General features: G+C 66.6%; 31 protein-coding genes. 14 read left to right on the top strand and 17 right to left on the bottom strand.

Translation table 11 applies throughout. From position 1 onward, the window contains the following. Positions 1-167: 167 nt before the first annotated feature. From IP89_RS11540 to IP89_RS11510, 7 genes are read right to left on the bottom strand one after another with little or no spacing between them, the layout of a single operon-like run. A complete protein-coding gene (locus tag IP89_RS11540; RefSeq protein WP_043309664.1) occupies positions 168-593 on the bottom strand; it encodes a flagellar FliJ family protein in 426 nt (141 codons plus the stop codon). A gap of 5 nt (positions 594-598) precedes the next feature. Beyond that, the gene (fliI, locus tag IP89_RS11535) at positions 599-1,924 is read right to left on the bottom strand and encodes a flagellar protein export ATPase FliI (RefSeq protein ID WP_043309663.1); all 1,326 of its coding nucleotides are present in this window, start codon (positions 1,922-1,924) and stop codon (positions 599-601) included. Between the two features lies 1 nt (position 1,925). Next, on the bottom strand, positions 1,926-2,618 hold the full coding sequence (gene fliH / locus IP89_RS11530) for a flagellar assembly protein FliH (RefSeq protein WP_043309662.1): 693 nt from the start codon (positions 2,616-2,618) through the stop codon (positions 1,926-1,928). 2 nt (positions 2,619-2,620) lie between these two features. Beyond that, entirely contained in the window at positions 2,621-3,664 is a 1,044-nt protein-coding gene (locus IP89_RS11525; protein WP_043309661.1) for a FliG C-terminal domain-containing protein, read from the bottom strand. Continuing rightward, positions 3,639-5,324: a flagellar basal-body MS-ring/collar protein FliF gene (gene fliF, locus IP89_RS11520; protein WP_043309660.1), complete on the bottom strand. Its 1,686-nt coding sequence runs from the start codon at positions 5,322-5,324 to the stop codon at positions 3,639-3,641. The genes IP89_RS11525 and fliF overlap by 26 nt, the downstream gene beginning before the upstream one ends. An 18-nt stretch (positions 5,325-5,342) precedes the next feature. Then, positions 5,343-5,663, bottom strand: coding sequence for a flagellar hook-basal body complex protein FliE (locus tag IP89_RS11515; protein ID WP_043309659.1), 321 nt, complete (start codon positions 5,661-5,663; stop codon positions 5,343-5,345). A 12-nt stretch (positions 5,664-5,675) separates the two neighbouring features. Next, positions 5,676-7,052, bottom strand: coding sequence for a sigma-54 dependent transcriptional regulator (locus tag IP89_RS11510; RefSeq protein WP_052081049.1), 1,377 nt, complete (start codon positions 7,050-7,052; stop codon positions 5,676-5,678). A 505-nt stretch (positions 7,053-7,557) separates the two neighbouring features. Between IP89_RS11510 and IP89_RS11505 the strand changes: the two genes are divergently transcribed. From IP89_RS11505 to IP89_RS11475, 7 genes are read left to right on the top strand one after another with little or no spacing between them, the layout of a single operon-like run. Then, the gene (locus IP89_RS11505) at positions 7,558-8,394 is read left to right on the top strand and encodes a FliM/FliN family flagellar motor C-terminal domain-containing protein (RefSeq protein ID WP_043309657.1); all 837 of its coding nucleotides are present in this window, start codon (positions 7,558-7,560) and stop codon (positions 8,392-8,394) included. Beyond that, complete coding sequence (gene fliN / locus IP89_RS11500) at positions 8,391-8,759, top strand: flagellar motor switch protein FliN (RefSeq protein ID WP_043309656.1); 369 nt, start codon at positions 8,391-8,393, stop codon at positions 8,757-8,759. The genes IP89_RS11505 and fliN overlap by 4 nt, the downstream gene beginning before the upstream one ends. Beyond that, positions 8,756-9,514 (top strand): flagellar type III secretion system pore protein FliP, encoded by a 759-nt coding sequence (gene fliP, locus IP89_RS11495; protein ID WP_043309655.1) that lies wholly within the window; start codon positions 8,756-8,758, stop codon positions 9,512-9,514. Before fliN ends, fliP begins: the two co-directional genes overlap by 4 nt. 12 nt (positions 9,515-9,526) lie before the next feature. Continuing rightward, on the top strand, positions 9,527-9,799 hold the full coding sequence (locus tag IP89_RS11490) for a flagellar biosynthetic protein FliQ (protein ID WP_043309654.1): 273 nt from the start codon (positions 9,527-9,529) through the stop codon (positions 9,797-9,799). Positions 9,800-9,803: 4 nt separating this feature from the next. Further along, positions 9,804-10,601, top strand: coding sequence for a flagellar biosynthetic protein FliR (gene fliR, locus IP89_RS11485; protein ID WP_043309653.1), 798 nt, complete (start codon positions 9,804-9,806; stop codon positions 10,599-10,601). Further along, positions 10,594-11,739 carry a flagellar biosynthesis protein FlhB gene (flhB, locus tag IP89_RS11480; protein ID WP_043309652.1) on the top strand — a complete coding sequence of 382 codons (1,146 nt, stop codon included), beginning with the start codon at positions 10,594-10,596 and terminating at the stop codon, positions 11,737-11,739. Before fliR ends, flhB begins: the two co-directional genes overlap by 8 nt. Then, positions 11,736-13,829: a flagellar biosynthesis protein FlhA gene (locus tag IP89_RS11475; RefSeq protein ID WP_043309651.1), complete on the top strand. Its 2,094-nt coding sequence runs from the start codon at positions 11,736-11,738 to the stop codon at positions 13,827-13,829. Before flhB ends, IP89_RS11475 begins: the two co-directional genes overlap by 4 nt. Before the next feature lie 14 nt (positions 13,830-13,843). On the opposite strand, the gene IP89_RS11470 is transcribed toward IP89_RS11475, so the two are convergent. Both IP89_RS11470 and IP89_RS11465 read right to left on the bottom strand, forming a co-directional pair. Continuing rightward, on the bottom strand, positions 13,844-14,197 hold the full coding sequence (locus tag IP89_RS11470) for a PilZ domain-containing protein (protein ID WP_043309650.1): 354 nt from the start codon (positions 14,195-14,197) through the stop codon (positions 13,844-13,846). Between the two features lie 155 nt (positions 14,198-14,352). Further along, positions 14,353-14,643 (bottom strand): transcriptional repressor, encoded by a 291-nt coding sequence (locus tag IP89_RS11465; RefSeq protein WP_052081048.1) that lies wholly within the window; start codon positions 14,641-14,643, stop codon positions 14,353-14,355. Between the two features lie 291 nt (positions 14,644-14,934). On the opposite strand from IP89_RS11465, the gene IP89_RS11460 reads away from it, so the two are divergent. After that, positions 14,935-15,228: a lipoprotein gene (locus IP89_RS11460; protein WP_043309649.1), complete on the top strand. Its 294-nt coding sequence runs from the start codon at positions 14,935-14,937 to the stop codon at positions 15,226-15,228. Positions 15,229-15,318: 90 nt separating this feature from the next. Here the strand turns inward: IP89_RS11460 and IP89_RS11455 are convergent, their stop codons facing one another. From IP89_RS11455 to IP89_RS11430, 6 genes are all read right to left on the bottom strand, one after another. Then, the gene (locus tag IP89_RS11455; protein WP_043309648.1) at positions 15,319-16,479 is read right to left on the bottom strand and encodes a phosphatidylserine/phosphatidylglycerophosphate/cardiolipin synthase family protein; all 1,161 of its coding nucleotides are present in this window, start codon (positions 16,477-16,479) and stop codon (positions 15,319-15,321) included. Beyond that, the gene (locus tag IP89_RS11450; RefSeq protein WP_043309647.1) at positions 16,476-17,066 is read right to left on the bottom strand and encodes a YceI family protein; all 591 of its coding nucleotides are present in this window, start codon (positions 17,064-17,066) and stop codon (positions 16,476-16,478) included. The genes IP89_RS11455 and IP89_RS11450 overlap by 4 nt, the downstream gene beginning before the upstream one ends. 101 nt (positions 17,067-17,167) lie before the next feature. After that, positions 17,168-17,497, bottom strand: coding sequence for a hypothetical protein (locus tag IP89_RS11445; protein WP_043309646.1), 330 nt, complete (start codon positions 17,495-17,497; stop codon positions 17,168-17,170). Then, a complete protein-coding gene (locus tag IP89_RS11440) occupies positions 17,494-18,603 on the bottom strand; it encodes a serine hydrolase (protein WP_043309645.1) in 1,110 nt (369 codons plus the stop codon). Before IP89_RS11440 ends, IP89_RS11445 begins: the two co-directional genes overlap by 4 nt. Before the next feature lie 89 nt (positions 18,604-18,692). Beyond that, positions 18,693-19,478, bottom strand: a complete 786-nt coding sequence (locus tag IP89_RS11435; protein ID WP_043309644.1) for an MBL fold metallo-hydrolase — start codon at positions 19,476-19,478, stop codon at positions 18,693-18,695. 66 nt (positions 19,479-19,544) lie between these two features. Beyond that, positions 19,545-20,420 carry an acyl-CoA dehydrogenase gene (locus IP89_RS11430; protein ID WP_043309643.1) on the bottom strand — a complete coding sequence of 292 codons (876 nt, stop codon included), beginning with the start codon at positions 20,418-20,420 and terminating at the stop codon, positions 19,545-19,547. 130 nt (positions 20,421-20,550) lie between these two features. Between IP89_RS11430 and olsB the strand changes: the two genes are divergently transcribed. Then, positions 20,551-21,294, top strand: coding sequence for an L-ornithine N(alpha)-acyltransferase (gene olsB / locus IP89_RS11425; protein ID WP_043309642.1), 744 nt, complete (start codon positions 20,551-20,553; stop codon positions 21,292-21,294). Continuing rightward, positions 21,291-22,064 carry a lysophospholipid acyltransferase family protein gene (locus IP89_RS11420; RefSeq protein ID WP_043309641.1) on the top strand — a complete coding sequence of 258 codons (774 nt, stop codon included), beginning with the start codon at positions 21,291-21,293 and terminating at the stop codon, positions 22,062-22,064. Before olsB ends, IP89_RS11420 begins: the two co-directional genes overlap by 4 nt. On the opposite strand, the gene IP89_RS11415 is transcribed toward IP89_RS11420, so the two are convergent. Both IP89_RS11415 and IP89_RS11410 read right to left on the bottom strand, forming a co-directional pair. Then, on the bottom strand, positions 22,049-22,624 hold the full coding sequence (locus IP89_RS11415) for an ACP phosphodiesterase (protein WP_043309640.1): 576 nt from the start codon (positions 22,622-22,624) through the stop codon (positions 22,049-22,051). The genes IP89_RS11420 and IP89_RS11415 overlap by 16 nt on opposite strands. Further along, positions 22,621-23,646, bottom strand: coding sequence for an AraC family transcriptional regulator (locus IP89_RS11410; protein ID WP_043309639.1), 1,026 nt, complete (start codon positions 23,644-23,646; stop codon positions 22,621-22,623). The genes IP89_RS11415 and IP89_RS11410 overlap by 4 nt, the downstream gene beginning before the upstream one ends. Positions 23,647-23,770: 124 nt before the next feature. On the opposite strand from IP89_RS11410, the gene IP89_RS11405 reads away from it, so the two are divergent. From IP89_RS11405 to IP89_RS11395, 4 genes are all read left to right on the top strand, one after another. Beyond that, the gene (locus IP89_RS11405) at positions 23,771-24,931 is read left to right on the top strand and encodes an alkane 1-monooxygenase (RefSeq protein ID WP_043309638.1); all 1,161 of its coding nucleotides are present in this window, start codon (positions 23,771-23,773) and stop codon (positions 24,929-24,931) included. Beyond that, on the top strand, positions 24,928-25,095 hold the full coding sequence (locus tag IP89_RS23010) for a rubredoxin (protein ID WP_081963227.1): 168 nt from the start codon (positions 24,928-24,930) through the stop codon (positions 25,093-25,095). Before IP89_RS11405 ends, IP89_RS23010 begins: the two co-directional genes overlap by 4 nt. 147 nt (positions 25,096-25,242) lie before the next feature. Then, the gene (locus IP89_RS11400; protein ID WP_043309637.1) at positions 25,243-25,548 is read left to right on the top strand and encodes a helix-turn-helix transcriptional regulator; all 306 of its coding nucleotides are present in this window, start codon (positions 25,243-25,245) and stop codon (positions 25,546-25,548) included. A 55-nt stretch (positions 25,549-25,603) separates the two neighbouring features. Further along, positions 25,604-25,978 (top strand): MFS transporter (locus IP89_RS11395; protein ID WP_043309636.1); only part of this gene is annotated, 375 nt, incomplete at its 3' end.

The following is a 25,978-nucleotide window of genomic DNA, read 5'->3' as shown; positions in this document are numbered from 1 at the left end:
CCGGCCGGGCGCTTGCTCTCGGCCGCGGCGGCGCGGGCCTGCAGCGGGGCCTCGGTCTGGCTGGCGAGAACGGGCTTGAATTGCCGGGTGATTTCCATGATTACGTCCAACGAAGGTGGTTACGACAGACAGGCGACCGGTCCGCGCAGAAACTTAAATGTAGTTTTTCAAGAAACCTGGGCGCGCCACCAGGCCTGGGCCGCGAGCCCGTCCTGAATCTTCTGCTCCTGGCGCGACAACTGCTCCTGCCACTGGCCCAGTTTGCTGTCGATCAGCTGGACGATGACCTTCTCGTTACGCATGGCCTGCAGCAGTTCGTCCTGGATGCGCTTGAGCGACTGCTCGGCGACTTCCAGCTCGCGGCGCTGCAGTTCGAGCATCTTGAACAGGGTGGCCTTGTACTGCTGCTGATTGCTGCGCTGCAGCGGCGTGCTCACCGGCACCACGAAACCGCACAGGCGAGTCAGGCCGGTGATGTTGTTGCGGTAGCGCTGGCACAGGTTGCGCTGATAGTTGACCCGCCCCATCACCTCGCGCACGCGGGTACCGCGCAGGCCGGCCAGGCGCGAGAGCACTTCGATCTGTTCTTTCACGGCATCTACCTCAGCAGGCCCTGCAGGGTGGTCAGGCTCGCCGCCATCTCGCTGCCCTCGCCCGTCTCCTGGCGCAGGAAGCGCTCCAGGGCGGGGGCCAGCTGCACGGCGCGGTCGGTCTTGCTGTCCATGCCCGGGGTGTAGCCACCGAGCGGGATCAGCTCCTTGATCTTCTCGAAGGTGCTGTACAGCTCCTTGAACTGGCGCGCGGCGCCCTGCTGGGCCGGCTCGCTGACCTGGCTCATGCAACGGCTGACCGAGGCGGAGATGTCGATGGCCGGGTAGTGGCCGACATCGGCCAGGCGCCGCGAGAGCACGATGTGCCCGTCGAGAATCGCCCGCGCGCAGTCGACGATCGGGTCCTGGTGGTCGTCGCCCTCGGCCAGCACGGTGTACAGCGCGCTCAAGCTGCCGCGTTCGCTCTCGCCGTTGCCGGCGCTCTCCACCAGCTCGGGGAGCATGCCGAACACCGACGGCGGGTAGCCCTTGGTCGCCGGCGGCTCGCCCAGGGCCAGGGCGATCTCGCGCTGAGCCATGGCGTAGCGGGTCAGCGAGTCGACCAGTAGCAGCACGTCCTGGCCCTGGTCGCGGAAATAGGCGGCGATGCTGTGGCACAGCTCGGTGGCACGCATGCGCATCAGCGGTGACTCGTTGGCCGGCGCCACCACCACCACGGCCTTGCGCAGGCCCTCGGGACCGAGCGAGTGGAGGATGAATTCCTGCACCTCGCGGCCACGCTCGCCGATCAGCCCGACCACCACCACATCGGCCTTGGTCTGCCGGGTGATCATGCCTAGCAGCACGCTCTTGCCCACCCCGCTGCCGGCGAACAGACCCACGCGCTGGCCCTTGCCGATGGTCAGCAGGGCGTTGATGGCGCGTACGCCAACGTCCAGCGCCTGGCTCACCGGGCGTCGCTTGAGCGGGTTGACCCGTGGCAGCTCGGCCGGCAGCGGATCGCGCCCACCGAGTTTGCCCAGTTCATCGAGCGGCTCGCCAAGGCCATTGACCACCCGGCCCAGCCAGCTCTCGTCGATATGCAGGGCGCTCTCCTCCTCGGCCGGGAACACCCGCGAGCCGGCGGTGAGGCCCATCGGTTTCTTGAAGGGCATTAGGTAGGTGATGTCGCGGTTGAAGCCGACCACCTGGGCCTCCAGCAGGCTGCCGTCGGCCTGCTCGACCAGGCAGCGCTGGCCGGTCATGCGTCGGCAGCCGAGGCTCTCCAGCAGCATGCCGGAGACCCGCACCAGACGCCCGCTGACCTTGGCCAGCGGCACCGCGTCGAGGGTGCGCAGCGCCTCGTCGAGGCGGAAGGCTTCGCCCAGGGCCATCTCAGTCGTCCGCCTTGAGGTGCTCGCCGAGCGCCTCCATGCAACCGTCCAGGCGCTGCTGGCAACCGATGTCGGCCTCGGCCTGGGCGGTCACCACGCGGCACTCGCCCAGCGCCAGGCGCTCGTCCGGCACCAGCTTCCAGCTGGCGGCGCGTTCCGGCGCCAGTTCGCGGATGCGCGCGCACTCCTCCGGGTTGAGCAGGATCTGCACCTCGCCCTGCTCGCCGGGCATGGCCGCCAGGGCCTCCTCGGCCAGCGACAGCAACTGGGTCGGGTGCAGGGTCAGCTCGCAGCGGATGACCTGCTTGGCGACCTTCTTCACCAGCTCCAGCAACTGCTCCTGGCGGCCCAGCTCGAAGGCCTGGGCGAACTGGCGGAACTCGGCACTCAGGCGGTCCAGCGGCCGCGCGGCGGCGTCGAAAGCCTGGCGCCCCTCGCTACGGCCTTCCTCGCGGCCCTGGCGCAAACCGTCCTGGCGGCCGTGCTCGAAACCATCCTGGCGGCCGGCCTCGCGGCCCTGCTCCAGGCCTTCCTGGTAGCCCTTGTCGAGGCCCTGCTGGAAGCCGTCGCTGAGCGCGCGCTGCAGCTGCGCCGGGTCGCCGTCCCACTGCCCCTGCGGCAGGCCACTGGCGCGCGGCGGGAAACGATAGGGCCGCCACTGACGGCTGCCGCCCTTGATCACCTTGACCGTCATCGTCATTCCACCGTCTGTTCGCGGAACAGCTGGATCTGCAGATCACCCTCGGCGGCCATGTCGCGCACCACCCCCATGATGTCCTTGCGTACCTGTTCGACGCGGCTCAGCGGCACCGGGCCCTGGCGCCGGCTGATGGATTCCATCTGCTGCGCCTGGCGCTTGGGCAGCGCACCGGCAATCGCCTTGACCAGCGCCGGCTCGGCGCCCTTGAGGGCGACCACCCACTCCTCCAGGGGAATGGCTTCGAGCAGGGTCTGCAGCACGTCCGGGGTCTGCCGCGAGAGGATGAAGAAGTCGTACATCTCGTCCTCGATGCGTGTCACCAGCTCCTCGTTGTGCGCGCGCAGCAGCTCGAACATCTGGTTACGGTCGCCCTTGAAGCGGTTCATGATATCCGCCGCCTGCTTGACCCCGCGCACCTGCGAGCCCTGGGTGGAGAGCACGCTGAGGCTGCGGTCGATCAGTTGCTCCAGCTCGCCGATCACGTCGCTGTTGACCTCGCTGAGGTTGGCGATGCGGTATAGCAATTCGTCCTGGCGCTCCGGCGGCATGCACTCGAGCACCTCGGTGGCCATGCCCGGCGGCAGGAAGGCGAGGAACACCGCCTGCATCTGCGCGTGTTCCTTGGCGATCAGCGCGGCGAACTGGCGCGGGTCAATCCACTCCAGCTTGGCCATCTTGGCGCGGATTTCCTCGCCGTAGATGCTGTCCAGCAGGTTGCGGGTGATTTCGCCACCGAGCGCCTTGCCGAGCATGCCGGAGAGGTAACCGCGCGAGGCGCCCTTGATGCTGCTCTGCTCCTTGTAGTCGTCGAAGAAGCGGCCGATCACGTCGGAGACCATCGGCTGCTTGACGTTGGACAGGCGCGCCATGGCCTGGCTGATGCCGATGATTTCCTCGCGGGAGAAGTGCTTGAGCACGCCGGCGGAAATGTCGTCGCCCATGCTCAGCATGAGGATCGCCGCCTGCTCCATGGAACTCATCGAGCGTACGGGGACGCGCGGCTTCAGCTCGCCGTTAGGCTGGGTTGAGGTCTCTTTCATTGCGCCCTATCCAGTGCTTGATCACTTCGGAGACCCGCTCGGGGTCGTTCTTGGCCAGCATCTGCAGATGCTCGATCTGCAGTTCTAGGCCGGAGCCCGGCGCCGGCAGGCGAATTTCCGACAGCGGATTCAACTCGCCGAACACGTTGGGGCCACCCAGCTCCGGGGTGGCGAAGGCCAGGCGGCGCTCGGCCGCTTCCGGCAGGGCGAACTCGCGCTCGGCCTCGATCTCGGGTTGCGGCGGAGTGCGCTGGGTCAGGTTGCGCACTGCCGGGCGTACCACGAGCAGCAGCAGGAGCGCCGCCAGCAGGCCGCCGACAGCGAGCTTGATCAGGTCCAGCAGCGAGTCCTTCTCCCACCAGGCGGCTTCCTCGCCCGGCAGCATGTCTCCGGCGGTGAAGGGGAAGACGCTGAGGGTGACGCTGTCGCCGCGCTTGTCGTTGAAGCCGGCGGCGCTCTTGATCATCGCCTCTAGCTCGCCGATGGCCTTGGCGTCCCAGCCACCCTGCGGCGCACTGGCCGAGTTCAGCACCACCGCCACGCTCTGCTGGCGCAGGCTGAAGGCCGGGTACTTGATGTGGGTGACGCTCTGGTCGAAGTCGTTGTTGCGCGTGGTCTCGCTGCGAGTCGAGGTGGCAGCCTGGTTCTGCTTGCTCAGCTGCTCGGCATTCGGCGCCTGGCCATTGGCCGGGGTGGCCTGCGGGTCAGTCGTCGGCGCGCTGGCCGGTGGGCGATTGCTCAGCGAGCCGGGCACGCCGAGGGCCAGCTGGTCCAGGGTGCGCTCGTCGCGCAGGGTCTCGCTGCGCAGGCGCGGCGTCTCGCCGTAGGCCTGGAAGGTTTCTTCCTTCTGGCTGAAGTCGATGTCGGCGGCCACGCTGATGCGGTAGTTGCCGTTGCCGAGGATCGGCGCCAGCACCTGTTCGATATTGGCCACCGCCTTCTGCTGGTAGTCGTCGACCACCTGCCAGTTCTGCACCGGCCCGCCCCAGGCATCCAGCCCGCGCGACAGCAGGGTGCCGTGCTGGTCGACCACGCGCACGTCCTTGGCCTCCAGGCCCGGTACGCTGCCAGCGACCAGGTTGACCACCGCACCGACCTGCTCCGGGTCCAGCTTGTAGCCGGCATCCAGTTGTAGCATCACCGAGGCCTTGGCCGGGTTGCGCTTGCTGATGGCGAACGAGCTGTTCTCGTCGATGGCCAGGTGCACGCGCGCCTGGTCGACACCCTTGAGCGCCATGATGGTCCGCGCCAGCTCGCCTTCCAGGCTGCGCTTGAGGCGCACATCCTGGACGAACTGGCTGGTGCCCAGCGGCTCGTCCTTGTCGAACAGCTCGTAGCCCGGCGGCACCGCCACCTTCACGCCCTTGGCCGCCAGCAGCATGCGTGCCCGCGCCAGCTGGTCCTCGCGCACCAGCACCTGGCCGCTCTGCGGGTGCAGGCGGTAGGCCACGCCCTCGGCGTCCAGCACCTGCATCACCTCGGCGGCCGGGAAGGCCTCACCGGCGCCATGCAGCGGCTGGTAGGCGCGGTTGTCGCTCCACAGGTAGTAGACCACCCCGGCGGCCAGCAACGCGGCGACCAGCGCCATGCCGGCCAGCACCAGGCGCGGATCGGGTTTGAAGCCGCCAGCCGGCAGCTTGCTCTTGATCAGTTCCAGCACGATTGCTCACCCGCCCCGTTACAGGGGCATCCTCATGATGTCGTCGAAGGCCGTGGCCAGCTTGTTGCGCACCTGCACCAGCGCGGAGAAGGAGATGCTCGCCTTCTGGCTCTGCAGCATGGCGCCGACCAGGTCTTCGCTCTGCCCGCTGTCCACCGCGGCCATCGCCGCGCTGGAGGCGTGCTGCTCGGCATCCACGCCGCGCAGCGCTTCGGCGAAGGCCTCGCGCACGCCGTCTTCGCTGCCCTGCGCCGGGCGAATCGCGCCGCCCTCGGACAGGCTCTTGATCTGACTCATCCGGTCCAGCATGTCCTGCTGCACCTGCGTGATGGAACTCATCCTCTGCTCTCCTTAGATGGGCAACTGAATGCCCTGCTCGCGCATGGCATTGAGGCGATAGCGCAGCGCGCGCGGGGTCATGCCCAGGCTCTCCGCGGCGCGGGTCTTGTGGCCGCCACAACGGCGGATGGTGTCGATCACATGCTGGTACTCGGCCCACTTGCCGGAGGCGCGCAGTGCCGCCTTGCCCTCGCCGGCAGCGCCAATCCCGGCGAGAACCACTGGCAGCGTCTGCAGCGGCAGGCTGGCCAGCGGTTGCGGCTCGCAGACCAGACCCAGGTCGCTCGGCTGGATGAACAGGCCGTTGCGCAGTACCAGGGCGCGCTGCAGGGTGTTCTCAAGCTCACGTACGTTGCCCGGCCAGTCGTGACCGAGCAGCGCCTGGCAGGCCTCGGCGGTGAGCAGGTCGTGGCGCTGTTCGTGCGGCGCGTACTGGCGGATGAAACGGCGCGCCAGCGGCAGTACATCTTCGCGGCGCTCGCGCAGCGGGCTGATGTGCAGCGGCAGCACGTCGAGGCGGAACATCAGGTCGGAGCGGAAGCGCCCGGCGGCCACTTCCTGCTGCAGGTCGCGGTTGGTGGCGGCGATGATGCGCACGTCGAGGGCGATCTCCTTGCGCCCGCCGAGGCGCTCCACGCGCTGCTCCTGTAGCACGCGCAGCAGCTTGGCCTGCAGGCCCAGCGGTAGCTCGCCGATCTCGTCGAGCAGCAGGGTGCCGCCGTTGGCCAGCTCGAACTTGCCCGGCTGGGCGCTGACCGCGCCGGTGAAGGCGCCTTTCTCGTGGCCGAAGAGGATCGACTCGAGCATCTGTTCGGGAATCGCCGCGCAGTTGACTGCGACGAAGGGCGCCGCGGCATCGGCGGAGAAGCGGTGGATGTAGCGCGCCATCATCTCCTTGCCGGTACCGGTCTCGCCGGTGATCAGGATCGGCGCACGGGTCATCGCCACGCGCTGGGCCATGGCCAGCAGGCGGCGGCCGGCGCGCGAGCAGGAGACGAAGCCTTCCTGCGCCGCGGCAGCCTGCTCGTGGCGGTGCAGCAGCGCGGCCAGCTGGCTCTCGCTGAAGGGCGACAATAGATAGTCGACGCAACCGAGCTCGAGCAGCGCGGCGGCCTTCTCCTGGTCGGCGTATTCGACGATCGGCACCAGGCTGATCTGCCCGGCCTGGCGCACCACGGAGCCGACCTGGGCATACAGCTCGGCCGGGGCCAGGCCACTGGCGAAGACGAACACCAGGCCGGCGTCGGCCAGGCGCACGGCGTCCAGCTCGAGGAAGCTGGCGCAGCTGCGCACCGAACGGCCGAGCCGCTGCAGGCTGTCCTGCAGCAGGGCATGGCCGCCGTCGGGGCAATGGCCGACCAGCAGCACTTCATCGTCGGCATAACGCACGTGCCGGGAATAATCCACGGCTTGACTAAGAGGCTTCAACGCTTATCACCCGAACGCGCTAGAGGAAGAATCCGAAGTTGCTTTATGTGAACTGCTGCCACGCAGATTTTTTCGTCGCGGCATTTAATAAAAGTGCAACACGGGTCGCCTTGGGAGAGTGAGACGAGAAACTTCCGGGGAACTTTCAAAGGCCGACCCACTCACACGCAGGGCAACCTAGCAAAACGCCATCGGCCGACCAAATTACTTGCGGTTAATTTCCATCAAAGCCCGCCAGCTGTGCTCAAAAACAGCATTTGATATCTATTGATTTAACCTCAAGGCCTCCCCACGCCTAGAGTATCGCCATGCCAGTAGCCGCGCCCCGCAAGGGCCAGCGAGGGCTACACGGCGCATCAGCGACCATTCACGGTCGCCCTGCCCGACAATCTCCGAGGTTTTCCGCAACTGCCTGCCACAAGCACTGGCCAGTATCGCGGCACGCATCAGGAAGTTTGCCCCCGACATGGCTGGTAATTCGAAAGTCCATCACCGTGTGCCCGTAGAAAGTCTGACTCGGCTAAAGCCACAGAAGTTGGGCCGGCACTATCACAAGATTCCGCAGTACATCAAGGAAGTCTCCTCGAAGTACCCACGGATCATTAGCGATTATTTTCTGCGCAATTATCGGATCAACCTCGAACTGCATACTGTCGAGGTTCACGAAGTGCGCAGCGAAGCGGCCGAGTGCGTCTATAAGTCGGCCTTCGGCAAGCTCGGTTTCGCCATCGAACGACCGCTGCTGACCGAGGCCCTGGAGTGCTACTACGGCGGCACCGGCCTGCCCAGCCAGGACACCCCGATCAGCACCTCGGAGCAGCGCATGCGTCTGCGCCTGGGCCAGGACATCTCGCAGATCTTCTCCCGCGCCCTGCTCGGCGGCGCCAGCATCGGCAAGCTGGAGAAGCACGAGAACGACTTCGATCAGGCGGTGTGGGAATACGTCGCCGAGTTCCAGTACACCAGCCATATCAGTGGCAGCCGTTCGGCGATCTTCCTTTATCTGGATACCGCGCTGGTCGACGAGCTGACCGCGCGCCTGTCCAACCCGACCGGCCCGCTGCAGGCTGTCGATCCGAACCAGCACATTCTGCATCTGCCGGTGCGCCTGCAATGCGTGGTGGCAGCCCTGCAAATGCCTTTGTCGCAGGTGCTCGCCTTGCGCCCGGACGACATCCTGCCGATCCGCCTGCAGGAGCGCAGCGACGTGCGCATCAACCAGCAGAAGCTCTTTCGCGGCACCGTTTTCGAAGAAGACGGCGCCCTTTTCCTGACCTCTCTCGAGAGCGTGAAGACCCCATGAACGGCCAACTTTCCGACAACGACTTCGAGTCCCTGATCAACGATGGCGATCTGGCCCTGAGCCCGGCCGCCGATGACAGCAGCGCCACCGAGACCTCCGCCCTGCCCCAGCAGGATCTGAGCTTCTTCGGCAAGATCCCGGTCAACGTGACCCTGGAGGTCGCCTCCACCGAAATCTCCCTCAAGGAGCTGATGGAGGTCGATGCCAGCAGCGTGATCGTGCTCGACAAGCTGGCCGGCGAGCCGCTCGACGTGAAGGTCAACGGCGCGCTGTTCGCCAAGGCCGAGGTGGTGGTGATGAACGGCAACTACGGCCTGCGCATCGTCGAGCTCTCCGGCAACGGCCTGGGTGGCCTGGGCGCATGATCCGCGCGCGCTCCCTGGCCGGCCTCGGCCTGCTCCTGCTCGGCCTGGGCAGCCCGCTGCTGGCGCAGGCCGCCGGCGGTGAGATTCCGCTGCTCAGCCTGAACGATACCGAGGGCGGCCAGGAGCTCAGCGTCAAGCTGCAGATCCTCATCGTCATGACCCTGCTCGGCTTCCTGCCGGCGATGCTCATGATGATGACCTGCTTCACCCGCTTCATCATCGTGCTGGCCATCCTGCGCCAGGCCATCGGCCTGCAGCAGAGCCCGCCGAACAACATCCTGATCGGCATCGCCCTGTGCCTGACCATGCTGGTGATGCGCCCGGTCTGGCAGGAGATGTACCAGCAAGCCTACGTGCCCTTCGAGGCCGACCAGATCACCCTGCAGGAAGGCCTGGACCGGGCCAAGGGCAGCCTGTCGCGCTTCATGCTGGCGCAGACCAGCAAGACCTCGCTGGAGGCCATGGTGGCGCTGGCCGGCGAACAGATGCCGGACAAGGCCGAGGACCTGGACTTCTCCCTGCTGCTGCCGGCCTTCGTGCTCAGCGAGCTGAAGACCGCCTTCCAGCTCGGCTTCATGATCTTCATCCCCTTCCTGGTGATCGACCTGGTGGTGGCCAGCGTGCTGATGGCGATGGGCATGATGATGCTGTCGCCGATGATGATCTCGCTGCCGTTCAAGCTGATGGTGTTCGTGCTGGTCGACGGCTGGACGCTGCTGGTCGGCACGCTGACCACCAGCGTGCAACCCTTCTAGCGAGGCGCGACCATGCTCACTCCGGATACCGCCGTCGACATCGTCTCCAACGCCGTACACATCACCGTGCTGATCGTCTGCGTGCTGATCGTGCCGAGCCTGATCGGCGGCCTGCTGATCAGCATTTTCCAGGCCGCCACGCAGATCAACGAACAGATGCTCAGCTTCCTGCCGCGCCTGCTGATTACCCTCGGCATGCTGATCTTCGCCGGGCACTGGATCCTGCGCACGCTCAGCGATCTGTTCATCGAAAGCTTCAAGCAGGCCGGCCACCTGGTCGGCTGACGTCATGTACGAGAGCGCGAGCATTTTCCAGTCCGGCCAGTGGCTGCAGCAGCTGCAGGCCTACTGGTGGCCGTTCTGCCGCATCCTCGCGCTGTTCAGCTTCGCCCCGCTGTTCAGCCACAAGGCGGTGGCCAAGCGCGTGCGCGTGCTGCTCGCCCTGGCGGTGACGGTGGCGCTGGCCGCCGCCCTGCCGGACATGCCGCAGATCGACCCGCTGTCGCTGCGCGGCCTGCTCACCGCCCTGGAGCAGCTGGCCTTCGGCCTGCTGCTGGGACTGTCGCTGCAGCTGGTGTTCACCATCTTCACCCTGGTCGGCGAAGTGGTCTCGGCGCAGCTCGGCCTGTCCATGGCGACGTTCAACGACCCCATCAATGGCGTGTCGTCCTCGTCCATCCTGTTCCAGCTGTACTTCATCCTGCTGGTGTTCCTGTTCTTCGCCATCGACGGCCACCTGCTGACGGTGAGCGTCCTCTACCAGAGCTTCGTCTACTGGCCGGTGGGCAGCGGCCTGCACTACCTGGGCTTCGAGACGGTGATCCACGCGCTGGCCTGGGTACTCGCCGCGGCCGTGCTGATCGCCCTGCCGGTGGCCTTCTGCATGACCCTGGTGCAGTTCTGCTTCGGCCTGCTCAACCGCATCTCGCCGGCCATGAACCTGTTCTCCCTGGGCTTTCCCATGGCCATCCTGGCCGGCCTGCTGTGCGTTTACATGACCCTGCCGTACCTGCCGGAAAGTTACCTGCACCTGACCCGCGAGCTGCTCGACAACATCGGCCGCCTGCTGAGGGATAGCCGTGTCTGAGCAGAACAGCAGCTCCCAGGACAAGACGGAAGAGGCCTCCCAGCACAAGCTGAAGAAGAGCCGCGAACAGGGCCAGGTGGCGCGCTCCAAGGACCTGGCCACCAGCGTGTCGCTGCTGGTCACCCTGCTGGTGCTCAAGTTCAGCGTGCTGTACTTCTTCGAGGGCCTGCAGCAGAGCTTCCGCCTGGCCTACCTGGACTTCGGCAACAGCGAGCTGACCCGCGACGACTTGGTGATCATCCTCGGCCACAACCTGCTGGTATTCGTGCAGATCCTCCTGCCGCTGCTGACCACCTCGCTGCTGGTGGTGCTGTTCGGCCTGGTGCCGGGTGGCTGGGTGTTCGCCAGCGAGAACTTCTCGCCCAAGCTGTCCAAGCTCAACCCGATCACCGGCCTGGGACGCATCTTCTCGGCGCAGAACTGGACCGAGCTGGCCAAGTCGCTGCTGAAGATTTCCGTGTTGCTCGCCGTCGCCTGGCTGCAGATCTGCCACGCCCTGCCACGCCTGCTGGCGCTGCAGCGCAGCGATGTGAGCAGCGCCATCGGCGGCGCCTTCGACATGACCTTCGACATGCTGATGACGCTGCTGGCGGTGTTCATCCTGTTCGCCCTCATCGACATCCCGCTGCAGCGCTTCTTCTTCCTCAAGAAGCTGCGCATGACCAAGCAGGAGCGCAAGGAAGAGCACAAGAACCAGGAGGGCCGCCCGGAGGTCAAGGCGCGCATCAAGCAGCTGCAGCGGCAGATGCTGCACCGGCAGATCAACAAGGTGATCAAGAACGCCGACGTGGTCATCACCAACCCGCAGCACTTCGCGGTGGCGCTCAAGTACGACCTGAAGAAGGCCGGCGCGCCCTATGTGCTGGCCAAGGGCCTGGACGAGACCGCGCTGCACATCCGCCAGCAGGCCCAGGCCCATGAGCTGGACGTGGTCGAGCTGCCGCCGCTGGCGCGCGCGATCTACTTCACCACCCAGGTCAACCAGCAGATTCCCGCCCCGCTCTACACCGCGGTGGCCCACGTACTCACCTATGTCCTGCAGCTCAAGGCGTTCCGCCAGGGCCGCCGCCGGCGCAAGCCGGAGCTGACCAAGGACATCCACATTCCCGCTGAACTGAGCGAAAGAGCACGACCATGAGCCCCATGCAGCACCTGACCAGCACCCTGCGCAGCGGCCGGATCGGCATCCCGCTGATGATCCTGTGCGTCCTGGCGATGATCATCCTGCCGCTGCCACCGCTGCTGCTGGACATGCTGTTCACCTTCAACATCGGCCTGGCCATCCTGGTGCTGCTGGTCAGCGTGTCGTCGCGGCGGCCGCTGGACTTCACCCTGCTGCCCACGGTGATCCTGGTCACCACGCTGATGCGCCTGTGCCTGAACGTGGCCTCCACGCGGATCGTGCTGCTCGACGGCCACACCGGCACCGGCGCCGCGGGCAAGGTGATCGAGGCCTTCGGCCACGTGGTGATCGGCGGCAACTTCATCGTCGGCATGATCGTCTTTGTGATCCTGATGATCATCAACTTCATGGTCATCACCAAGGGTGGCGAGCGCATCTCCGAGGTGACCGCACGCTTTACCCTGGACGCCCTGCCCGGCAAGCAGATGGCCATCGACGCCGACCTCAACGCCGGCCTGATCGACCAGGCCGAGGCCAAGCAGCGCCGCGCCGAGGTGGCCAAGGAGGCCGACTTCTACGGGGCGATGGACGGCGCCAGCAAGTTTGTCCGCGGCGACGCCATCGCCGGCATCCTGATCCTCATCATCAGCCTGTTCGGCGGCGTCGCCATCGGCATGCTGATGTACGACCTGCCAGGTGGCGAAGCCTTCCGCCTGTACGCCCTGCTGACCATCGGCGACGGCCTGGTGGCGCAGATTCCGGCGCTGCTGCTGTCCACCGCGGCGGCCATCATCGTCACCCGGGTCAACGAGTCGGCGGAGATCACCAGCCTGGTGCAGATGCAGATGCTGGCCTCGCCATCGCTGCTCTACACCGTGGCCGGCATCGTACTGATCCTCGGCCTGATCCCGGGCATGCCGCACCTGGCCTTCATCGGCTTCGCCGGGCTGATCGCCTTCATCGCCTGGAAGGTATCCAAGGCCGAGCCACCGGCCGAGGCCGCACTGGAGCAGGTCGAGGCGCTGAGCAAGGCGATGGACCAGGAGCGCGCGCAGAACCTGGCCTGGGAAGACATCCCACTGGTCGAGCGCATCTCCATCTCGCTCGGCTACAAGCTGGTCGGCCTGGTCAACGAGGCCTCCGGCTCGCCGCTGCCGCAACGCGTGCGCGGGGTGCGCCAGACTCTCTCGGAGAGCCTCGGCTTCCTCCTGCCCGAGGTGCAGATCCGCGACAGCCTGCGGCACAAGGCCTCGCAGTACAGCATTCACATCAACGGCGAGAAGATCGACGGCGCCGAGCTGCACGCCGACCGCCTGATGGCCATCCCCTCCCCCGAGCTGTACGGCGAGATCGATGGCATCCTCGGCGTCGACCCGGCCTACCGCATGCAGGTGGTGTGGATTCTGCCGAACGACAAACCGCGCGCGCTCAACCTCGGTTATCAGGTGATCGACTGCGCCAGCGTGATCGCCACCCACCTGAACAAGGTGATCCGCGAGCACCTGCCGGAGATCTTCAAGCACGACGACGTCGAGCACCTGCTGCAGCGCCTCGCCCTGCAGGCGCCCAAGCTGGCCGAACACCTAAAGAACGCACTGAGCCATACCCAGCAGCACCGGGTGTTCCGTCAGTTGCTGCAGGAGGAAGTGCCGCTGAAGGACATCGTCACCATCGCCACCACCCTGCTGGAAGGCAGCGAGACCACCAAGGACCCGGTGCTGCTGACCTCGGACGTGCGCTACGCGCTGCGACGCAGCATCGTCTCGAGCATCGCCGGCGATCGCCGCGAGCTGTCGGTGTTCATCCTCGACAACGCGCTGGAGAACACCCTGCTCGGCGCCCTGTCGATCGCCCAGCAGGCCGGCCCGGTGAGCCTGGACAACATCCCGGTGGAGCCAAGCCTGCTCAATCAGCTGCAGAACACCATGCCGGTGGTGAAGGAGAAGCTGCGCAAGGAAGGCCACCCGCCGATCCTCACCGTGATGCCGCAGCTGCGCCCGCTACTGGCGCGCTATGCGCGGGTGTTCAGCCCGGGGCTGCACGTGCTGTCGCAGAACGAGATTCCCGAGCGGGTGGCGGTGAACATCCTCGGCAGCCTCGGCTGAGGCTGCCGCTTCGCTCAAGCGCGTAGGCTGCGCGAGCGCTCCTCGACCAGCTTGAGCGCGTCCACCGTGGCGGCGAACTCCGGAGCCGGCTCGGCCAGAGCCAGGCCCTGCTCGAAACGACCCAGGCGGCCGTTGCGCTTGCTCCACTGGCAGATCATCTGCAGTTCCAGCAGGCGGAAGCGCCCGCTGCTGATCGGCACTTCCAGATCGACCGCGTAGACCTTGCCCGCTTCCAGTGCCTGCTCGGTGAGCAGGCGCAGGCCGCCGCGGGAAAGGTCGGCGACCATTCCCAGCAATTCTCCACTCTGATTGTCGATGGCGCGCAGGCGGTTGGCGGCGCGGAAGATGACTCGGCTGTGCTGACGCATGGACTCTTATCGTTCGCTGCTGGCCGGCGGGCGCCGGCTTGGTTCGACTACAGCCCGGCACGCCGGGCACTGACAGCGGAGCGCGCCGGCCAGGCGCAACTCCACCCATGCAGCCTAACCGGGGCTCGCATCAAGCGCTGTCAAAAGTCGTCAAATCACCCGGCCAGCGCCACCGGCACGGTCTGCGCATGGGGCTGGCTCAGACGATACAGCCCATCGTCATTGCGCACCACCAGGCCACAGGAAACCAGGCGGCTGAGCACCTGGCGCACGCTGAGTACGGAAATCTGCTCGTCAGCGAGCAGCAGATAGCCATGCAGATCGCGCGAGCGCAGGCCCTGCTCGCTGCGCTGCAGTACTTCGAGGATCTTCATCCTGACCAGGCTGACCTTGAGCCCGGCGCCTTGCAGCATGTTCTTCAGTTGCTGGCGTTCATCGATGGTCATGTCACTCTCCTTGTGCGTGTGCAACCCACGTCTTGTTAGTCTGGTAGAAAGCTGTCGAAGCGAACAGTTCCTAATCTATTAAGACGAATGAGCACGGCAAAACCTGCAAGTAAATTGCAATTTTTTTGTCTCGCTCCCGTCCCGCGCTTTGTGATATTTCTCATTCGCTTCGGTTTACTGCCTGGCAGGGTGCAAGCAGCGACTCGTCACAAAGAGCTGCGCCACCGCCGAAGCCATTGCTAGGGGTGGCGGCGTTGCCGCCGATGTACAGACAAGCCCGTGGGGAAAGAGATGAAAAGGCTTGTACTGCTGCTGGTCACGCTGGCGCTGGTCGCCGGCTGCTCGGCGACTGCCAAGACATACGAGAAGAAGGGCCGCAAGGGTCTCAACATCAACTGCTCTGGACTCACCTCCAGCTGGGAGCAGTGCGAACAGAAGGCCACTCGCGCCTGTGGTACCAACGGCTATAAGGTCGTGGCCAAGGCCGGTGCCGATCAGGGCGGCGAAGACGATCCGGCGGACTTCGTCTTCGGTCTCAACCCGGCCGGTTTCTCCAGCCGCAGCATGGTAGTCATCTGCCGCTGAGCGGCTTTCTGGACGAACGGAATCGTTGCCCAACCTGCTTTCTGGCCATGCCAGGGAGACGGACGGCTGCTGCCGTCACAAATATGCCGCTTAGCGGCGACGGTCGAGCAGGTTCACCGCCAGCCGATCCAGCCAGCCCCACAGGCGTTGCTGCAGGCGCTTGAGCAGCGGCCGGCGATGCCAGTCCTCCAGGGTGATCTCGCGACTCGCGGCGAAATCGGCGAGGAAGCTGTCAGCCGCCGCAGCGGTCAGCTGTGGGTCGAGGGCCTCGAGGTTGGCTTCGAGGTTGAAGCGCAGATTCCAGTGATCGAAGTTGCAGGAGCCGATGCTGACCCAGTCGTCGACCAGCACCATCTTCAGATGCAGGAAGCGTGGCTGGTATTCGAAGATGCGGATGCCGGCCTTGAGCAGGCGCGGGTAGTAGCGCTGGCCGGCGAAACGCACCGGCGGATGATCGGTGTTGCGGCTGGTCAGCAGCAGACGCACCTCCACGCCACGGGCAGCAGCACGCATCAGGAAGCGGCGCACCTTGCGGCTGGGCAGGAAGTACGGCGTGGCCAGCCACACCCGACGCTTGGCATGGCCGACGCTGCGCAGCAGCGACTGCACGATATCCAGATGCTGGCTGGAGTCGGCATAGGCCACCCGCCCCATGCCGCGCCCTGCCGACGGGCACGGCGGCAGATGGGCGAGCCCCGGCGCCTGGCCGGGTTTCCACGGGCTGCGTCCCTCGCAGGCCAGCCACTGGTGATCGAACAACAGTTGCCAGTGCGCCACCAGCGCGCCCTCGATGCGCACCATCACCTCGTGCCAGTGCTCGTCCTGGGCCTGCGGCGTCCAGAACTGGTCGGTGGCGCCGGTGCCGCCGACATAGGCGCAGCGCTCGTCCACCACCAGCAGCTTGCGGTGGTCGCGATAGAAGTTACGCACACCCCGGCGCCAGCGCAGCGGGTTGTACTCGCGCAGCTGCACCCCGGCGCTGGTCAGCCGCTCTCGTGAGGCCTGGCTGAAACGCAGACCGCCAAACCCATCGAACAGGCAGCGCACCTGCACACCGCGCGCGGCGGCGATGCACAGAGCCTCGACCAGCGCGGCGCTGCAATGGCCGTCTTCCACCAGATAGAGTTCGAGCAGCACCAGGCGCTCGGCCGCGGCGATGTCGGCGAGCATGGCCGGCATGAAGGCTGGGCCGTCGATCAGCAACTCGAAGCGATTGCCGGACTTCCAGGGAAAGATCGCGCCATTCTTCATCGCGAGGTGAAGATCATCACCGCGCCGACCGGCACCGACAGGCTGATGCTGTCCAGCCGCGCCACCTTGCGCAGGGCCTCGACGCCCTCCTCCAGGCCGAACTGCTCGGCGTGCAGCACCAGCGGCGCCAGGGTCACCACCTGGAAGCGCCGATCATCCAGGCGCGTGGCCAGCAGCTCGGCCATGTAGCCGTGCTTGCGGCCACGGATCTCCACCTGGATCGGCAGGCCGATCTCCAGCTGGGCGCCGGGGGCCAGGTTGGTGATCGGCTCCAGGTTGAGCTGGGCCATGATCCGTGCATCGGGGAACTTGTCGGTGCCGAACAGCAGGCTGCGCAGGCGCTCGTCACGTACCGGGATGCCGGTGCTCACCGAGTCCATCTCGATGCGCAGGCGCGCGGCGCCCTTGTCGTCGATCTTGCCGTGCAGGGTGAGGAAGCGGTGCACTTCGGAGAAGTTGCCCGCCTTGGTGGAGATGAAGGACAGGCGCGAGGACTCGTTGTCCAGGTACCAATCGGCCTGCGCCGGCAGGCTCAGGCTGGCGGCGAGCAAGGCGCCGATGAACAGGGAACGGGGCTGGTTGGCCATGGGCTCACTTGCATTGCGGTTTGAGCGCAACGATAGCGGCCCGCGGCGGCCTTGCCAAACGGCGGACGGTTGCAAGCTGTGGCTGCAACCGCCCGCGCGGCTTACAGCGCGTCGGCCTGCTCCTGCAGCTGGCAGCCCTGGCGCTGATCCAGCCAGGCGGCGGTCTGCGTGCTGCCCAGGCCACGCGCGGTCACACGCTTGCGCTCGGCATCGTCGTGGAAGGCGCTGACCGGCACGTACTGTTTGACGTAGCCCTCGCAGTATTCGGCCGGGTTGCCGCTGACATAGCGGCAGGAGCAGTACTCCTTGGCCGAATAGGCGCCGATGATGCCGGGGAAGGCGGCCAGGTGGACGCGGTTGCTCCACGCCAGCAGCGCCAGGCCGACCAGCAGCAGAAGGAACATGGACAGGAAAGGACGGCGCCGGATCATGGCTGTTCTCCGAAGGCGGCGAGCACCCGCTTGAGCAATTCGTTGTGGCTGTAGCTGCCATCGCGATCATCGGCGTAACGCACCACCACCAGCTTCTGTGCTGGCAGCACGTAGAGCGCCTGGCCCCAGTGGCCGAGGGCAGCGAAGGCCGAGTCCGGCACATCCGGCCAGGGCTTGCTCGCACCCTCCAGCGCTGCGTTGAGCCACCACTGCCCGCCGGGCACGGCGTCGCCCGGCTTCTGCGGGTTGGGCTGGTAGTTGGCGAAAGGCGTGCGGTTGAACGCCACCCAGCTCTGCGGCAGCAGTTGGCGTTCGCCCCAGCGCCCGTCGCGCTGCATCAGCAGGCCGACACGGCCGAGATCACGGGCGCTCATGTAGGCATAGGAAGAGGCGACAAAGGTACCGCTGGCATCACGCTCCCACACCGCCGACTCGATACCCAGCGGCTCGAACAGCGCGGTCCAGGGATAGTTGGCGTAGGCCGGCTCGCCGACCATCGACTTCAGGCTGGCGCCCAGCACGTTGCTGTCGCCGCTGGAGTAGCGGAAGCGTGTGCCAGGAATAGCGTCCAGCGCGTGCTCGGCAGCGAACGCAGCCATGTCGGTACGGCCGCGGGTATAGAGCATCGCCACCACCGAGGACTTCAGTGGCGCGTATTCGTAGTCCTCCTGCCAGGCCAGGCCCGAGGCCCAGTTGAGCAGGTGACCGAGCTTGACGTCGGGGTGTGCGGCGAACGGCGGATAGTGCTTGGCCACCGCATCGTCCAGCTTGAAGCGGCCCTCGCCATAGGCCACGCCGAGCACGCTGGCGAACAGACTCTTGCTGATCGACCAGGTCAGGTGTGGAGTCTGCTCGCTGGTCGGTGCGGCGTAGTGTTCATAGACGATCACGCCGTCCTTGATCACCAGCAGCGCATCGCTGCGCACGCCCTTGCGGGTGGCATCGTCGCGCACCGGGAAGGCGTAGGTATCGAGGGCCTGGATGGCGGGGGTGGCAGCGGCCGGCTGGCTGTTCCACTCGGGAATCGGCCAGCTCTCCGCGGCCAGAGGGCCGGCAGCCAACAGGCAGCCGGCGAGGACGGTGCGACGCAACAGGGCAAGGGGCATCGGGCTCGCTCGCAGATTTTGGAGGAGCCGACGCTAGCACGCACGATATGACGGAAGACAGTGCCGATCACGCCGAAGCGGGAGACGAATCAGTCCGGCAGGCGATAGTCCTGCTGGGTCATCAGGTCGAGGCCGCACTCCAGCTGTTCGATCCAGTCGAGGAAGGCAGTGATCATCGCGGGGCCGACGAAGGGTCGGCCGTGTTGCGGCACGATCATCGCCACGTCCATCTCGCGCACCATCTGCGCCCAGAAGCGGCAGGCCTTGTTGCTGGCCATGTAGCGGCGATGGAAGCCGGCCATGTGTGGCACGTGGGCGGCAAAGTCCTGTACCGGGCTGGCGTCGTCGACCATGGAGGCGCCCATGTCGCCGGAGAAGAGGATCTTGCTCACCGGATCGTACAGCTGGAAGTTGCCCACCGAATGAAGGAAGTGCGCCGGCACCGCCTTGAGGTTGCAGTTGCCCAGCGGAATCGCCTGGCCGCGATCCGGCAGCGCGATGATGCGGTCGTAGGTGCAGATGCCGTGGCTCAGGGCCAGGTAGTTGGCGGTGAGGTGCGGCAGGAAGCGCGCCCACAGCTTGGAGCAGATCACCCGCGCGCGGGTGTGCAGCAGCCACTTGTCCAGGGAGGCGATGATGTCCGGGTCCTGGTGCGAGGCGAAGATATAGGTCAGCGCCTGCAGCGGGATGTGCTTGGACAGCTCCAGCGACAGCGGGGTGTAGGTCAGGTCGCCACCCGGATCGAGCAGCAGGTACTGCTCGTTGTCGGTGATGAGGAACTGGTTGGATTGCACACCCTCGCCGCTGACCAGGTCATCGAACATCAGGCATTGGTGGGTGCCGTTATCGAACAGCACGATAGGCTCGCGGCGCATGAAAACCTCGCAGGAAAAAAGCGAGGCGACCTTAGCCGACGGGCCTTCTGGCGGTACTGATCCAGGTCAAGCCAGCGCTGCCAGGGCCTTCTCCAGACGCTTCTCACGCGCCGTGCGCGCCACTTCCAGCAGGTTGCAGTCGCGAGCCCACAGCGTCGCCCACTGCTGCGGTCCGGCGGCGATGGCGGCGTCCAGTTCCGGGCGCAGGGCCTTGAACTGGGCGAACAGACCGGCCAGCAGCAGGTGGGTGGACGGCTCGTTGGCACAGTGGCGGGTGACTTCGGCGCAGCCGGCCAGCAGGCCGAGCAGACGCAGACGCAGCTCCTGCGGCCAGGCACCGTCCTGGCCGACGCCATGCAGCCAGCCGAGCACGGCGCCCAGCACGTGCAGGTCCTCGAGGCTGCGGAAGGGTTTCACGTAGCTGTCCCAGCCATCGCCCGGCAGCAGCTCGCACAGGGCGTTGTCCAGGTGCAGACGAGCGTGGCTGATGTCCGGCATCAACGGCAGGCTCGGCAGCGCTTCGCAGCGCGCCCCCGGTGCGCCACTGCGCACCACGCCGACGGCCAGGCGCGGCGCGTCCTGCTCCTCCACCCGCGCGGCCACCAGCAGCCAGTCGGCGGCCTCGGCGGCGGTGACAAAGTCCTTACGCCCACTCAGGTGCAGGCCGCTCATGCGCGTCTGCATGTCGGCCGGGCGCGTGCTCCTGTTCTCGGTCACGCACAGCGCGCCGGGGCTGCGCGGCGCCGCTGGCCACAGCGCACGCAGGGCGCCCTGGTAACCGGCGAAGAAGGCCAGGCCGGGGGTGGCGGCCAGGCGCCCGCCGAGCACCGCCAGGGCGAAGGGGCCGTCGTCGCCGACACGCTCCAGCAGTGCGGCGTACCAGTCCTCCAGGTTGCTCGCCGGCAGGCGGTCACGGGTTTCCAGCAGGGATTGCCAGGGCATCACAAAAGTCCTCGTCGTCTGTCACGCAAGCATCACCAAAGATTCATGGAGGTGACACCGGGTGTTCCTAGCCTGAGCTTGCCCAACAACATCGACCGGCCGCAACAGGCCGGCTCACGGAGGCCACTCGATGACCCAGATCGCCCGCACTGCCGAACGCCGCCTGCGCGCCGAACGCCTGATCGGCCCGGATGCGCTGCGCGAGGCACAGGCCCTGCGCTACGCCGTATTCAGTAGCGAATTCGATGCCAAGCTCAAGGGCGCCGAACTGGGCCTGGACATGGACGACTTCGACCCGCACTGCAGCCATATCGGCGTGCGCGACCTCAACAGTGGCGAGCTGGTCGCCACCACCCGCCTGCTCGACCACCACAGCGCCAGCCGCCTCGGCCGCTTCTACAGCGAGGAGGAGTTCAGCCTGCACGGCCTGGCCCACCTCGAAGGCCCGGTACTGGAAATCGGCCGCACCTGCGTGGCGCCGGCCTACCGCAACGGCGGCACCATCGCGGTGCTGTGGAGCGAGCTGGCCGAGGTACTCAACGAGGGCGGCTACCGCTACCTGATGGGCTGCGCCAGCATCCCCATGCAGGACGGCGGCGTGCAGGCCCAGGCGATCATGCAGCGCCTGCGTGAACGCTACCTGTGCACCGAACACCTGCGCGCCGAGCCCAAGACCCCGCTGCCGCAGCTGGACGTGCCGGGCAACGTCATCGCCGAGATGCCGCCGCTGCTCAAGGCCTATATGCGCCTCGGTGCGAAAGTGTGCGGCGAGCCCTGCTGGGACCCGGATTTCCAGGTCGCCGACGTGTTCATCCTACTCAAGCGCGACGAGCTGTGCCCGCGCTACGCACGCCACTTCAAGGCCGCCGTATGAAGCATGCGCGCCTGTGGCTGCGCCTGGCCCGGCTGGCGGCAGTACTGCTGCTGGGCATGCTCCTGGCCGGTTTCGTCGCCAGCGTCGAGCGCCTGCGCCGCAGCGATCTGATGGGCCTGCGCCAACGCCTCACCGCCTGGTACCTGCGCCGCCTGAGCCGCGCCCTGCCCTTCGAGGTCGAAGTGCAGGGCGAGCTGCCGCAGGGCACGCATCTGTGGGTCGGCAACCATGTGTCGTGGACCGATATCCCGCTGCTCGGCCAGCTGTTGCCGATCTCCTTCCTGTCCAAGGCCGAGGTGCGCACCTGGCCGCTGGCCGGCTGGCTGGCGCACAAGGCCGGCACCCTGTTCATCCGCCGCGGCTCGGGCGACAGCGCGCTGCTGGCACGGCAGATTCATCGTCACCTTGAATCCGAGCGCCAGCTGCTGATCTTCCCCGAAGGCACCACCACCGACGGCCAGCAGGTTCGCACCTTCCACGGCCGCCTGCTGACCGGCGCCATCGAGGCCGGAGTACCGCTGCAGCCGGTGGCGATCCGCTACCTGCGCGACGGGATGATCGATCCCATCGCGCCCTTTATCGGTGACGACGACCTACCCTCGCACCTGCTGCGCCTGTTCGGCGCAGAGCGTGGCAAGGTGCAGATTCAGCTGCTCGCGCCCATAGCCAGCGTCGGCCAGGAGCGCAACGCTCTGGCGCGTCAGGCGCAGCGGGCAGTGCAGGTGGCATTGTTCGGTGAAGACGCACCGCAGGCTCAGCGCGCCGCCTGATTGGCGAAGCGCTGCAGCTCCGGATAGAACGCGCGAAAATCACGGCTCAGCGGCTCATACAACCGCTCCAGTTCGCCCATGGCGCCAGCCAGCATCTGCGGCCGCGACAGGCGCCGGCTCATGCCCAGCAGCACCTGCTCCAGCACGGCGAAATCCGTATAGCTGCCCAGCCAGTCCTGCGCCGCCATGCGCGGGGCGATGAAGGCCAGGCGCTCCGGCAGCTCGGGTTGCGCGGCCAGCACTTGATAGACCCGCTCGGTGAACTGGCCCAGCGGCTCATCGGCGAACTGCGCCCAGTCGCGCGCCAGACAATGGTCGAAGAACAGGTCGAGAAGAATCCCCGAGGTACGCCGCCGCTCAGCGGGAAAGCGCGCCCGCGCCTGTTCGATCAGCGGGTGACGATCGGTGAAGGCATCGATGCGCCGGTGCAGCTGGATGCCCGCCTCGATACCGGCCGGAAAGCGCCCCGCCAGCGGACCTTTGACGAAGTCGCCGTACAGGCTGCCGAGCAGCTGGTCCGGAGCGTCGCCGCCCAGGTGCAGGTGGGCCAGGTAATTCACGCCGCCCCCTTGCGCCAGGCATTGGGCGTCATGCCCAGCCAGCGGCGGAAGGTGCGGCTGAAGTTGCTGGTATCGCGATAGCCCAGGCGTTCGGCCACCGCCTCGACGCTCAGCGGCGTGCTCTGCAGCAGCCAGCAGGCCAGTTCCTGACGCACCTCGTCGAGCAGTTGCTGGTAGTGCACGCCCTCGTCGCGCAAGCGACGGATCAGCGTGCGCTCGGACAGGTGGAACTCGTCGGCCAGTTGCTCCAGCGTCGGATAGCTGCCCTCGCACGCCACCAGGCGCAGCTGCACCCGGCTGGTCCAGTCGCCGCCGGGGCTGGCGCCCTGCAACTGGTGCTCGCAATCGCGCAGGGCGATGCGCGCGGCCTGTGGATCGGCGCTCAGGCTGGGACGGTCCAGCCAGCTCAGCGGCAGACTGACACTGAAACGCTCGGCGCCAAAGTCGACGCCAGGACCGAGCAGCTCGCGATAACGCGCCGACCACGGCGGCTCGGCGAAGGGAAAGCGGAACTCCAGGCAGTCGTCCGGCAGCGCGCCGCACACCGCCTCCAGCAGGCGCAGGCAGACGCCGGCCAGGCTGGTGAAGATGTGCTCGCGCACATCGCCCAGGTCGAACAGCTCCTCGAAGCAGATGCGGTAGCGCTCGCCCTCGACCCGCCCACCGAGGCGCAGGCTGGACAGGCGCAGCACGCTGAAGCGCTCCAGCACCGCCAGCACACCGCGCAGGTCCGGGCACAGGGCGGCGGCGTAGCCCACCGGTCCATGGGCCGATACCGGCGTGGCACAACCGACTTCCAGGCCCAGCCAGGGGCATTCGGTGAGCTGGGTGGCGCGGCGGATTAGGCGCTGCACCTGGGCGAAGTTGAGCGGGCGGTTGTCGCGGTGCAGGTGCGTCCAGTCCAGGCCGGTGCCGTGCAGAATCTCGGCCTCGCCGAAGCCACGCTGGCGCAGCGCCGCGCACATCAGGCGGGCGTAGATCGGGTGCAGGCAGGGCTGCAGCGGGGAGAGGCTCGGGTCCATGGGGCAGGTCCGGCGCAGGATGAATTGTCACCATAAGACGATTTTCTGCCCGACTCAACGGTTCTGCCCATTGCCACGCCGGCGCATGCTGGGCTCAGGTCGAAGAACCGCGGAGAGAATAAAAATGCATACCGCCCTGCCCTACCGTGACCGCAAGCGCCCGCTCTGGTTGCTGTCGCTGTTCGTTCCCTGCCTGGGCCTGATCGGCCCCGCGCTGTACCTGCTGGTATCGCCGAATGACGCCTGGCTGTGGCTGTCGCCGGCGTTCTTCTACTTCGGCGTGCCGCTGCTCGATGCGCTGATCGGCGAGGACCCGAGCAACCCACCGGAATCTGAGGTACCGGCGCTGGAGGCCGATCCCTACTACCGCTGGATCACCTACCTGCTGGTGCCGGTGCTGTGGCTGACCTTCATCGCCACCACCACCTTCGTCGCCACCCAGCCGCTGGCCTGGTACGGCGTGCTGGCGATGATCATCAACACCGGCGGTGGTCTCGGCTTCGCCATCAACCTCGGCCACGAGATGGGCCACAAGAAGAGTGCGCTGGAACGCTGGCTGGGCAAGCTGGCCCTGGCGCTGGCCTGCTACGGGCACTTCTACATCGAGCACAACCGCGGCCATCACCGCGACGTGGCCACCCCAGTGGACCCAGCCTCGTCGCGCATGGGCGAGTCGATCTACCGCTTCATCCTGCGCGAGATGCCCGGCGGCTTCATCCGCGCCTGGCAGCTGGAGAAGGAGCGCCTGGCCCGCTGCGGCAAGGGCGTCTGGAGCCTGGACAACGAAGTGCTGCAGCCGGCGCTGATCAGCCTGCTCCTGTATGGCGGGCTGACTCTGGTCTTCGGCCTGGCGATCCTGCCGTACCTGCTGCTGACCGCCTTCTGGGGCGCCTTCCAGCTGACCTCGGCCAACTACCTGGAACACTACGGCCTGCTGCGCGGCAAGCTGGACAACGGCCGCTACGAGGTCTGCCAGCCGCACCACTCGTGGAACAGCAATCACCTGTTCTCCAACTGGGCGCTGTTCCACCTGCAACGCCACTCCGATCACCATGCCCACCCGACGCGGCGCTACCAGTCGCTGCGCAACTTCCCCGACCTGCCGCGTCTGCCCAGCGGCTACTTCGGCATGTACCTGGTGGCCTACGTGCCGCCGCTGTGGTTCCGCACCATGAACCCGCGGCTGATCCGCGCCGTGCATGGCGATACCGCGCGGATCAACTTCCAGCCCGGCCAGCGTGAGCGCCTGATGCAGCGCTACGGCCTGAGCGAGCAGCCGGCATGAGTCGCCATCGCTGCCCGGAATGCGGCTACTGCTACGACGAAGCCCGGGGCGAGCCGCACCACGGCTACGCGCCGGGAACGCCTTGGGCGGAACTGCCCGAGGACTTCGCCTGCCCGGATTGCGCCATCCGCGTAAAGGACGAGTTCGAACCCCTTACGGATTGAACTTCTTCCCCACGAGCGAGGCCTCTACTCCGGGGCCTGCTCGCCGTTTTATCAGCTGCCGTGATAGTCAGTATTGGTACAAACGATCTAAATATCGGAAAGACCCGATATACAGTTCGCTTCAACCCGATATGCGACAGCACCAGCATGAGCACGCCACTCGACATCGACGAAATCATCAAGGCCCTCGCCCACCCCGTGCGGCGTGAAATCCTGCAGTGGCTGAAGGAGCCGGAAAAGCACTTCGCCGACCAGGACCACCCGCTGGAGCTCGGCGTGTGCGCCGGCAAGTTCGAGCGCTGCGGCCTGTCGCAATCGAGCGTCTCTGCGCACCTGGCCACCCTGCAGCGCGCCGGTCTGGTGACCACCCGCAAGGTCGGCCAGTGGAGCTTCTTCAAGCGTAACGACGAGGTCATCCAGGCCTTCCTGCAGCACCTCGACAACCAACTCTAAGAGAGACCTGCCCCTGGGCAGGACAAGCCAACCGAATCACTCAGGAGCCGGCCCGATGCCGTTACCGCTTCTCGTCCTCGCGCTGTCCGCGTTTGCCATCGGCACCACGGAATTCGTGATCATGGGCCTACTGCCCGAAGTCGCCACCGACCTCGGCGTATCCATCCCCGGCGCCGGCTGGCTGGTCACCGGTTACGCTCTGGGCGTCGCGCTCGGCGCGCCGTTCATGGCCCTGGTCACCGCCAACTGGCCGCGCAAGCTGGCCCTGCTCGGCCTGATGGGCATCTTCGTGCTGGGCAACCTGCTCTGCGCCACCGCCGCCGACTACGAACTGCTGATGGTCGCCCGTGTGGTCACCGCCCTCTGCCATGGCGCCTTCTTCGGCATCGGCTCGGTGGTCGCCGCCAGCCTGGTACCGGAGAACCGCAAG

Source organism: Pseudomonas sp. ML96, assembly GCF_000761545.1.
Classification (GTDB): Bacteria; Pseudomonadota; Gammaproteobacteria; order Pseudomonadales; family Pseudomonadaceae; genus Aquipseudomonas.
The sequence above is the reverse complement of the archived record's forward strand: the minus strand, read 5'-3'. Positions and strand labels throughout refer to the sequence as shown.

What these genes read in the sequence shown, in the direction of transcription:
- fliI (WP_043309663.1), bottom strand. Translation starts at nt 1,924, where the DNA reads ATGGCCCTGGGCGAAGCCTTCCGCCTCGACGAGGCGCTGCGCACCCTC.
- fliH (WP_043309662.1), bottom strand. Translation starts at nt 2,618, where the DNA reads ATGACGGTCAAGGTGATCAAGGGCGGCAGCCGTCAGTGGCGGCCCTAT.
- IP89_RS11525 (WP_043309661.1), bottom strand. Translation starts at nt 3,664, where the DNA reads ATGAAAGAGACCTCAACCCAGCCTAACGGCGAGCTGAAGCCGCGCGTC.
- IP89_RS11515 (WP_043309659.1), bottom strand. Translation starts at nt 5,663, where the DNA reads ATGAGTTCCATCACGCAGGTGCAGCAGGACATGCTGGACCGGATGAGT.
- IP89_RS11505 (WP_043309657.1), top strand. Translation starts at nt 7,558, where the DNA reads ATGGCTGGTAATTCGAAAGTCCATCACCGTGTGCCCGTAGAAAGTCTG.
- fliN (WP_043309656.1), top strand. Translation starts at nt 8,391, where the DNA reads ATGAACGGCCAACTTTCCGACAACGACTTCGAGTCCCTGATCAACGAT.
- fliP (WP_043309655.1), top strand. Translation starts at nt 8,756, where the DNA reads ATGATCCGCGCGCGCTCCCTGGCCGGCCTCGGCCTGCTCCTGCTCGGC.
- IP89_RS11490 (WP_043309654.1), top strand. Translation starts at nt 9,527, where the DNA reads ATGCTCACTCCGGATACCGCCGTCGACATCGTCTCCAACGCCGTACAC.
- fliR (WP_043309653.1), top strand. Translation starts at nt 9,804, where the DNA reads ATGTACGAGAGCGCGAGCATTTTCCAGTCCGGCCAGTGGCTGCAGCAG.
- IP89_RS11475 (WP_043309651.1), top strand. Translation starts at nt 11,736, where the DNA reads ATGAGCCCCATGCAGCACCTGACCAGCACCCTGCGCAGCGGCCGGATC.
- IP89_RS11470 (WP_043309650.1), bottom strand. Translation starts at nt 14,197, where the DNA reads ATGCGTCAGCACAGCCGAGTCATCTTCCGCGCCGCCAACCGCCTGCGC.
- IP89_RS11465 (WP_052081048.1), bottom strand. Translation starts at nt 14,643, where the DNA reads ATGACCATCGATGAACGCCAGCAACTGAAGAACATGCTGCAAGGCGCC.
- IP89_RS11460 (WP_043309649.1), top strand. Translation starts at nt 14,935, where the DNA reads ATGAAAAGGCTTGTACTGCTGCTGGTCACGCTGGCGCTGGTCGCCGGC.
- IP89_RS11455 (WP_043309648.1), bottom strand. Translation starts at nt 16,479, where the DNA reads ATGAAGAATGGCGCGATCTTTCCCTGGAAGTCCGGCAATCGCTTCGAG.
- IP89_RS11450 (WP_043309647.1), bottom strand. Translation starts at nt 17,066, where the DNA reads ATGGCCAACCAGCCCCGTTCCCTGTTCATCGGCGCCTTGCTCGCCGCC.
- IP89_RS11445 (WP_043309646.1), bottom strand. Translation starts at nt 17,497, where the DNA reads ATGATCCGGCGCCGTCCTTTCCTGTCCATGTTCCTTCTGCTGCTGGTC.
- IP89_RS11440 (WP_043309645.1), bottom strand. Translation starts at nt 18,603, where the DNA reads ATGCCCCTTGCCCTGTTGCGTCGCACCGTCCTCGCCGGCTGCCTGTTG.
- IP89_RS11435 (WP_043309644.1), bottom strand. Translation starts at nt 19,478, where the DNA reads ATGCGCCGCGAGCCTATCGTGCTGTTCGATAACGGCACCCACCAATGC.
- IP89_RS11430 (WP_043309643.1), bottom strand. Translation starts at nt 20,420, where the DNA reads ATGCCCTGGCAATCCCTGCTGGAAACCCGTGACCGCCTGCCGGCGAGC.
- olsB (WP_043309642.1), top strand. Translation starts at nt 20,551, where the DNA reads ATGACCCAGATCGCCCGCACTGCCGAACGCCGCCTGCGCGCCGAACGC.
- IP89_RS11420 (WP_043309641.1), top strand. Translation starts at nt 21,291, where the DNA reads ATGAAGCATGCGCGCCTGTGGCTGCGCCTGGCCCGGCTGGCGGCAGTA.
- IP89_RS11410 (WP_043309639.1), bottom strand. Translation starts at nt 23,646, where the DNA reads ATGGACCCGAGCCTCTCCCCGCTGCAGCCCTGCCTGCACCCGATCTAC.
- IP89_RS11405 (WP_043309638.1), top strand. Translation starts at nt 23,771, where the DNA reads ATGCATACCGCCCTGCCCTACCGTGACCGCAAGCGCCCGCTCTGGTTG.
- IP89_RS23010 (WP_081963227.1), top strand. Translation starts at nt 24,928, where the DNA reads ATGAGTCGCCATCGCTGCCCGGAATGCGGCTACTGCTACGACGAAGCC.
- IP89_RS11400 (WP_043309637.1), top strand. Translation starts at nt 25,243, where the DNA reads ATGAGCACGCCACTCGACATCGACGAAATCATCAAGGCCCTCGCCCAC.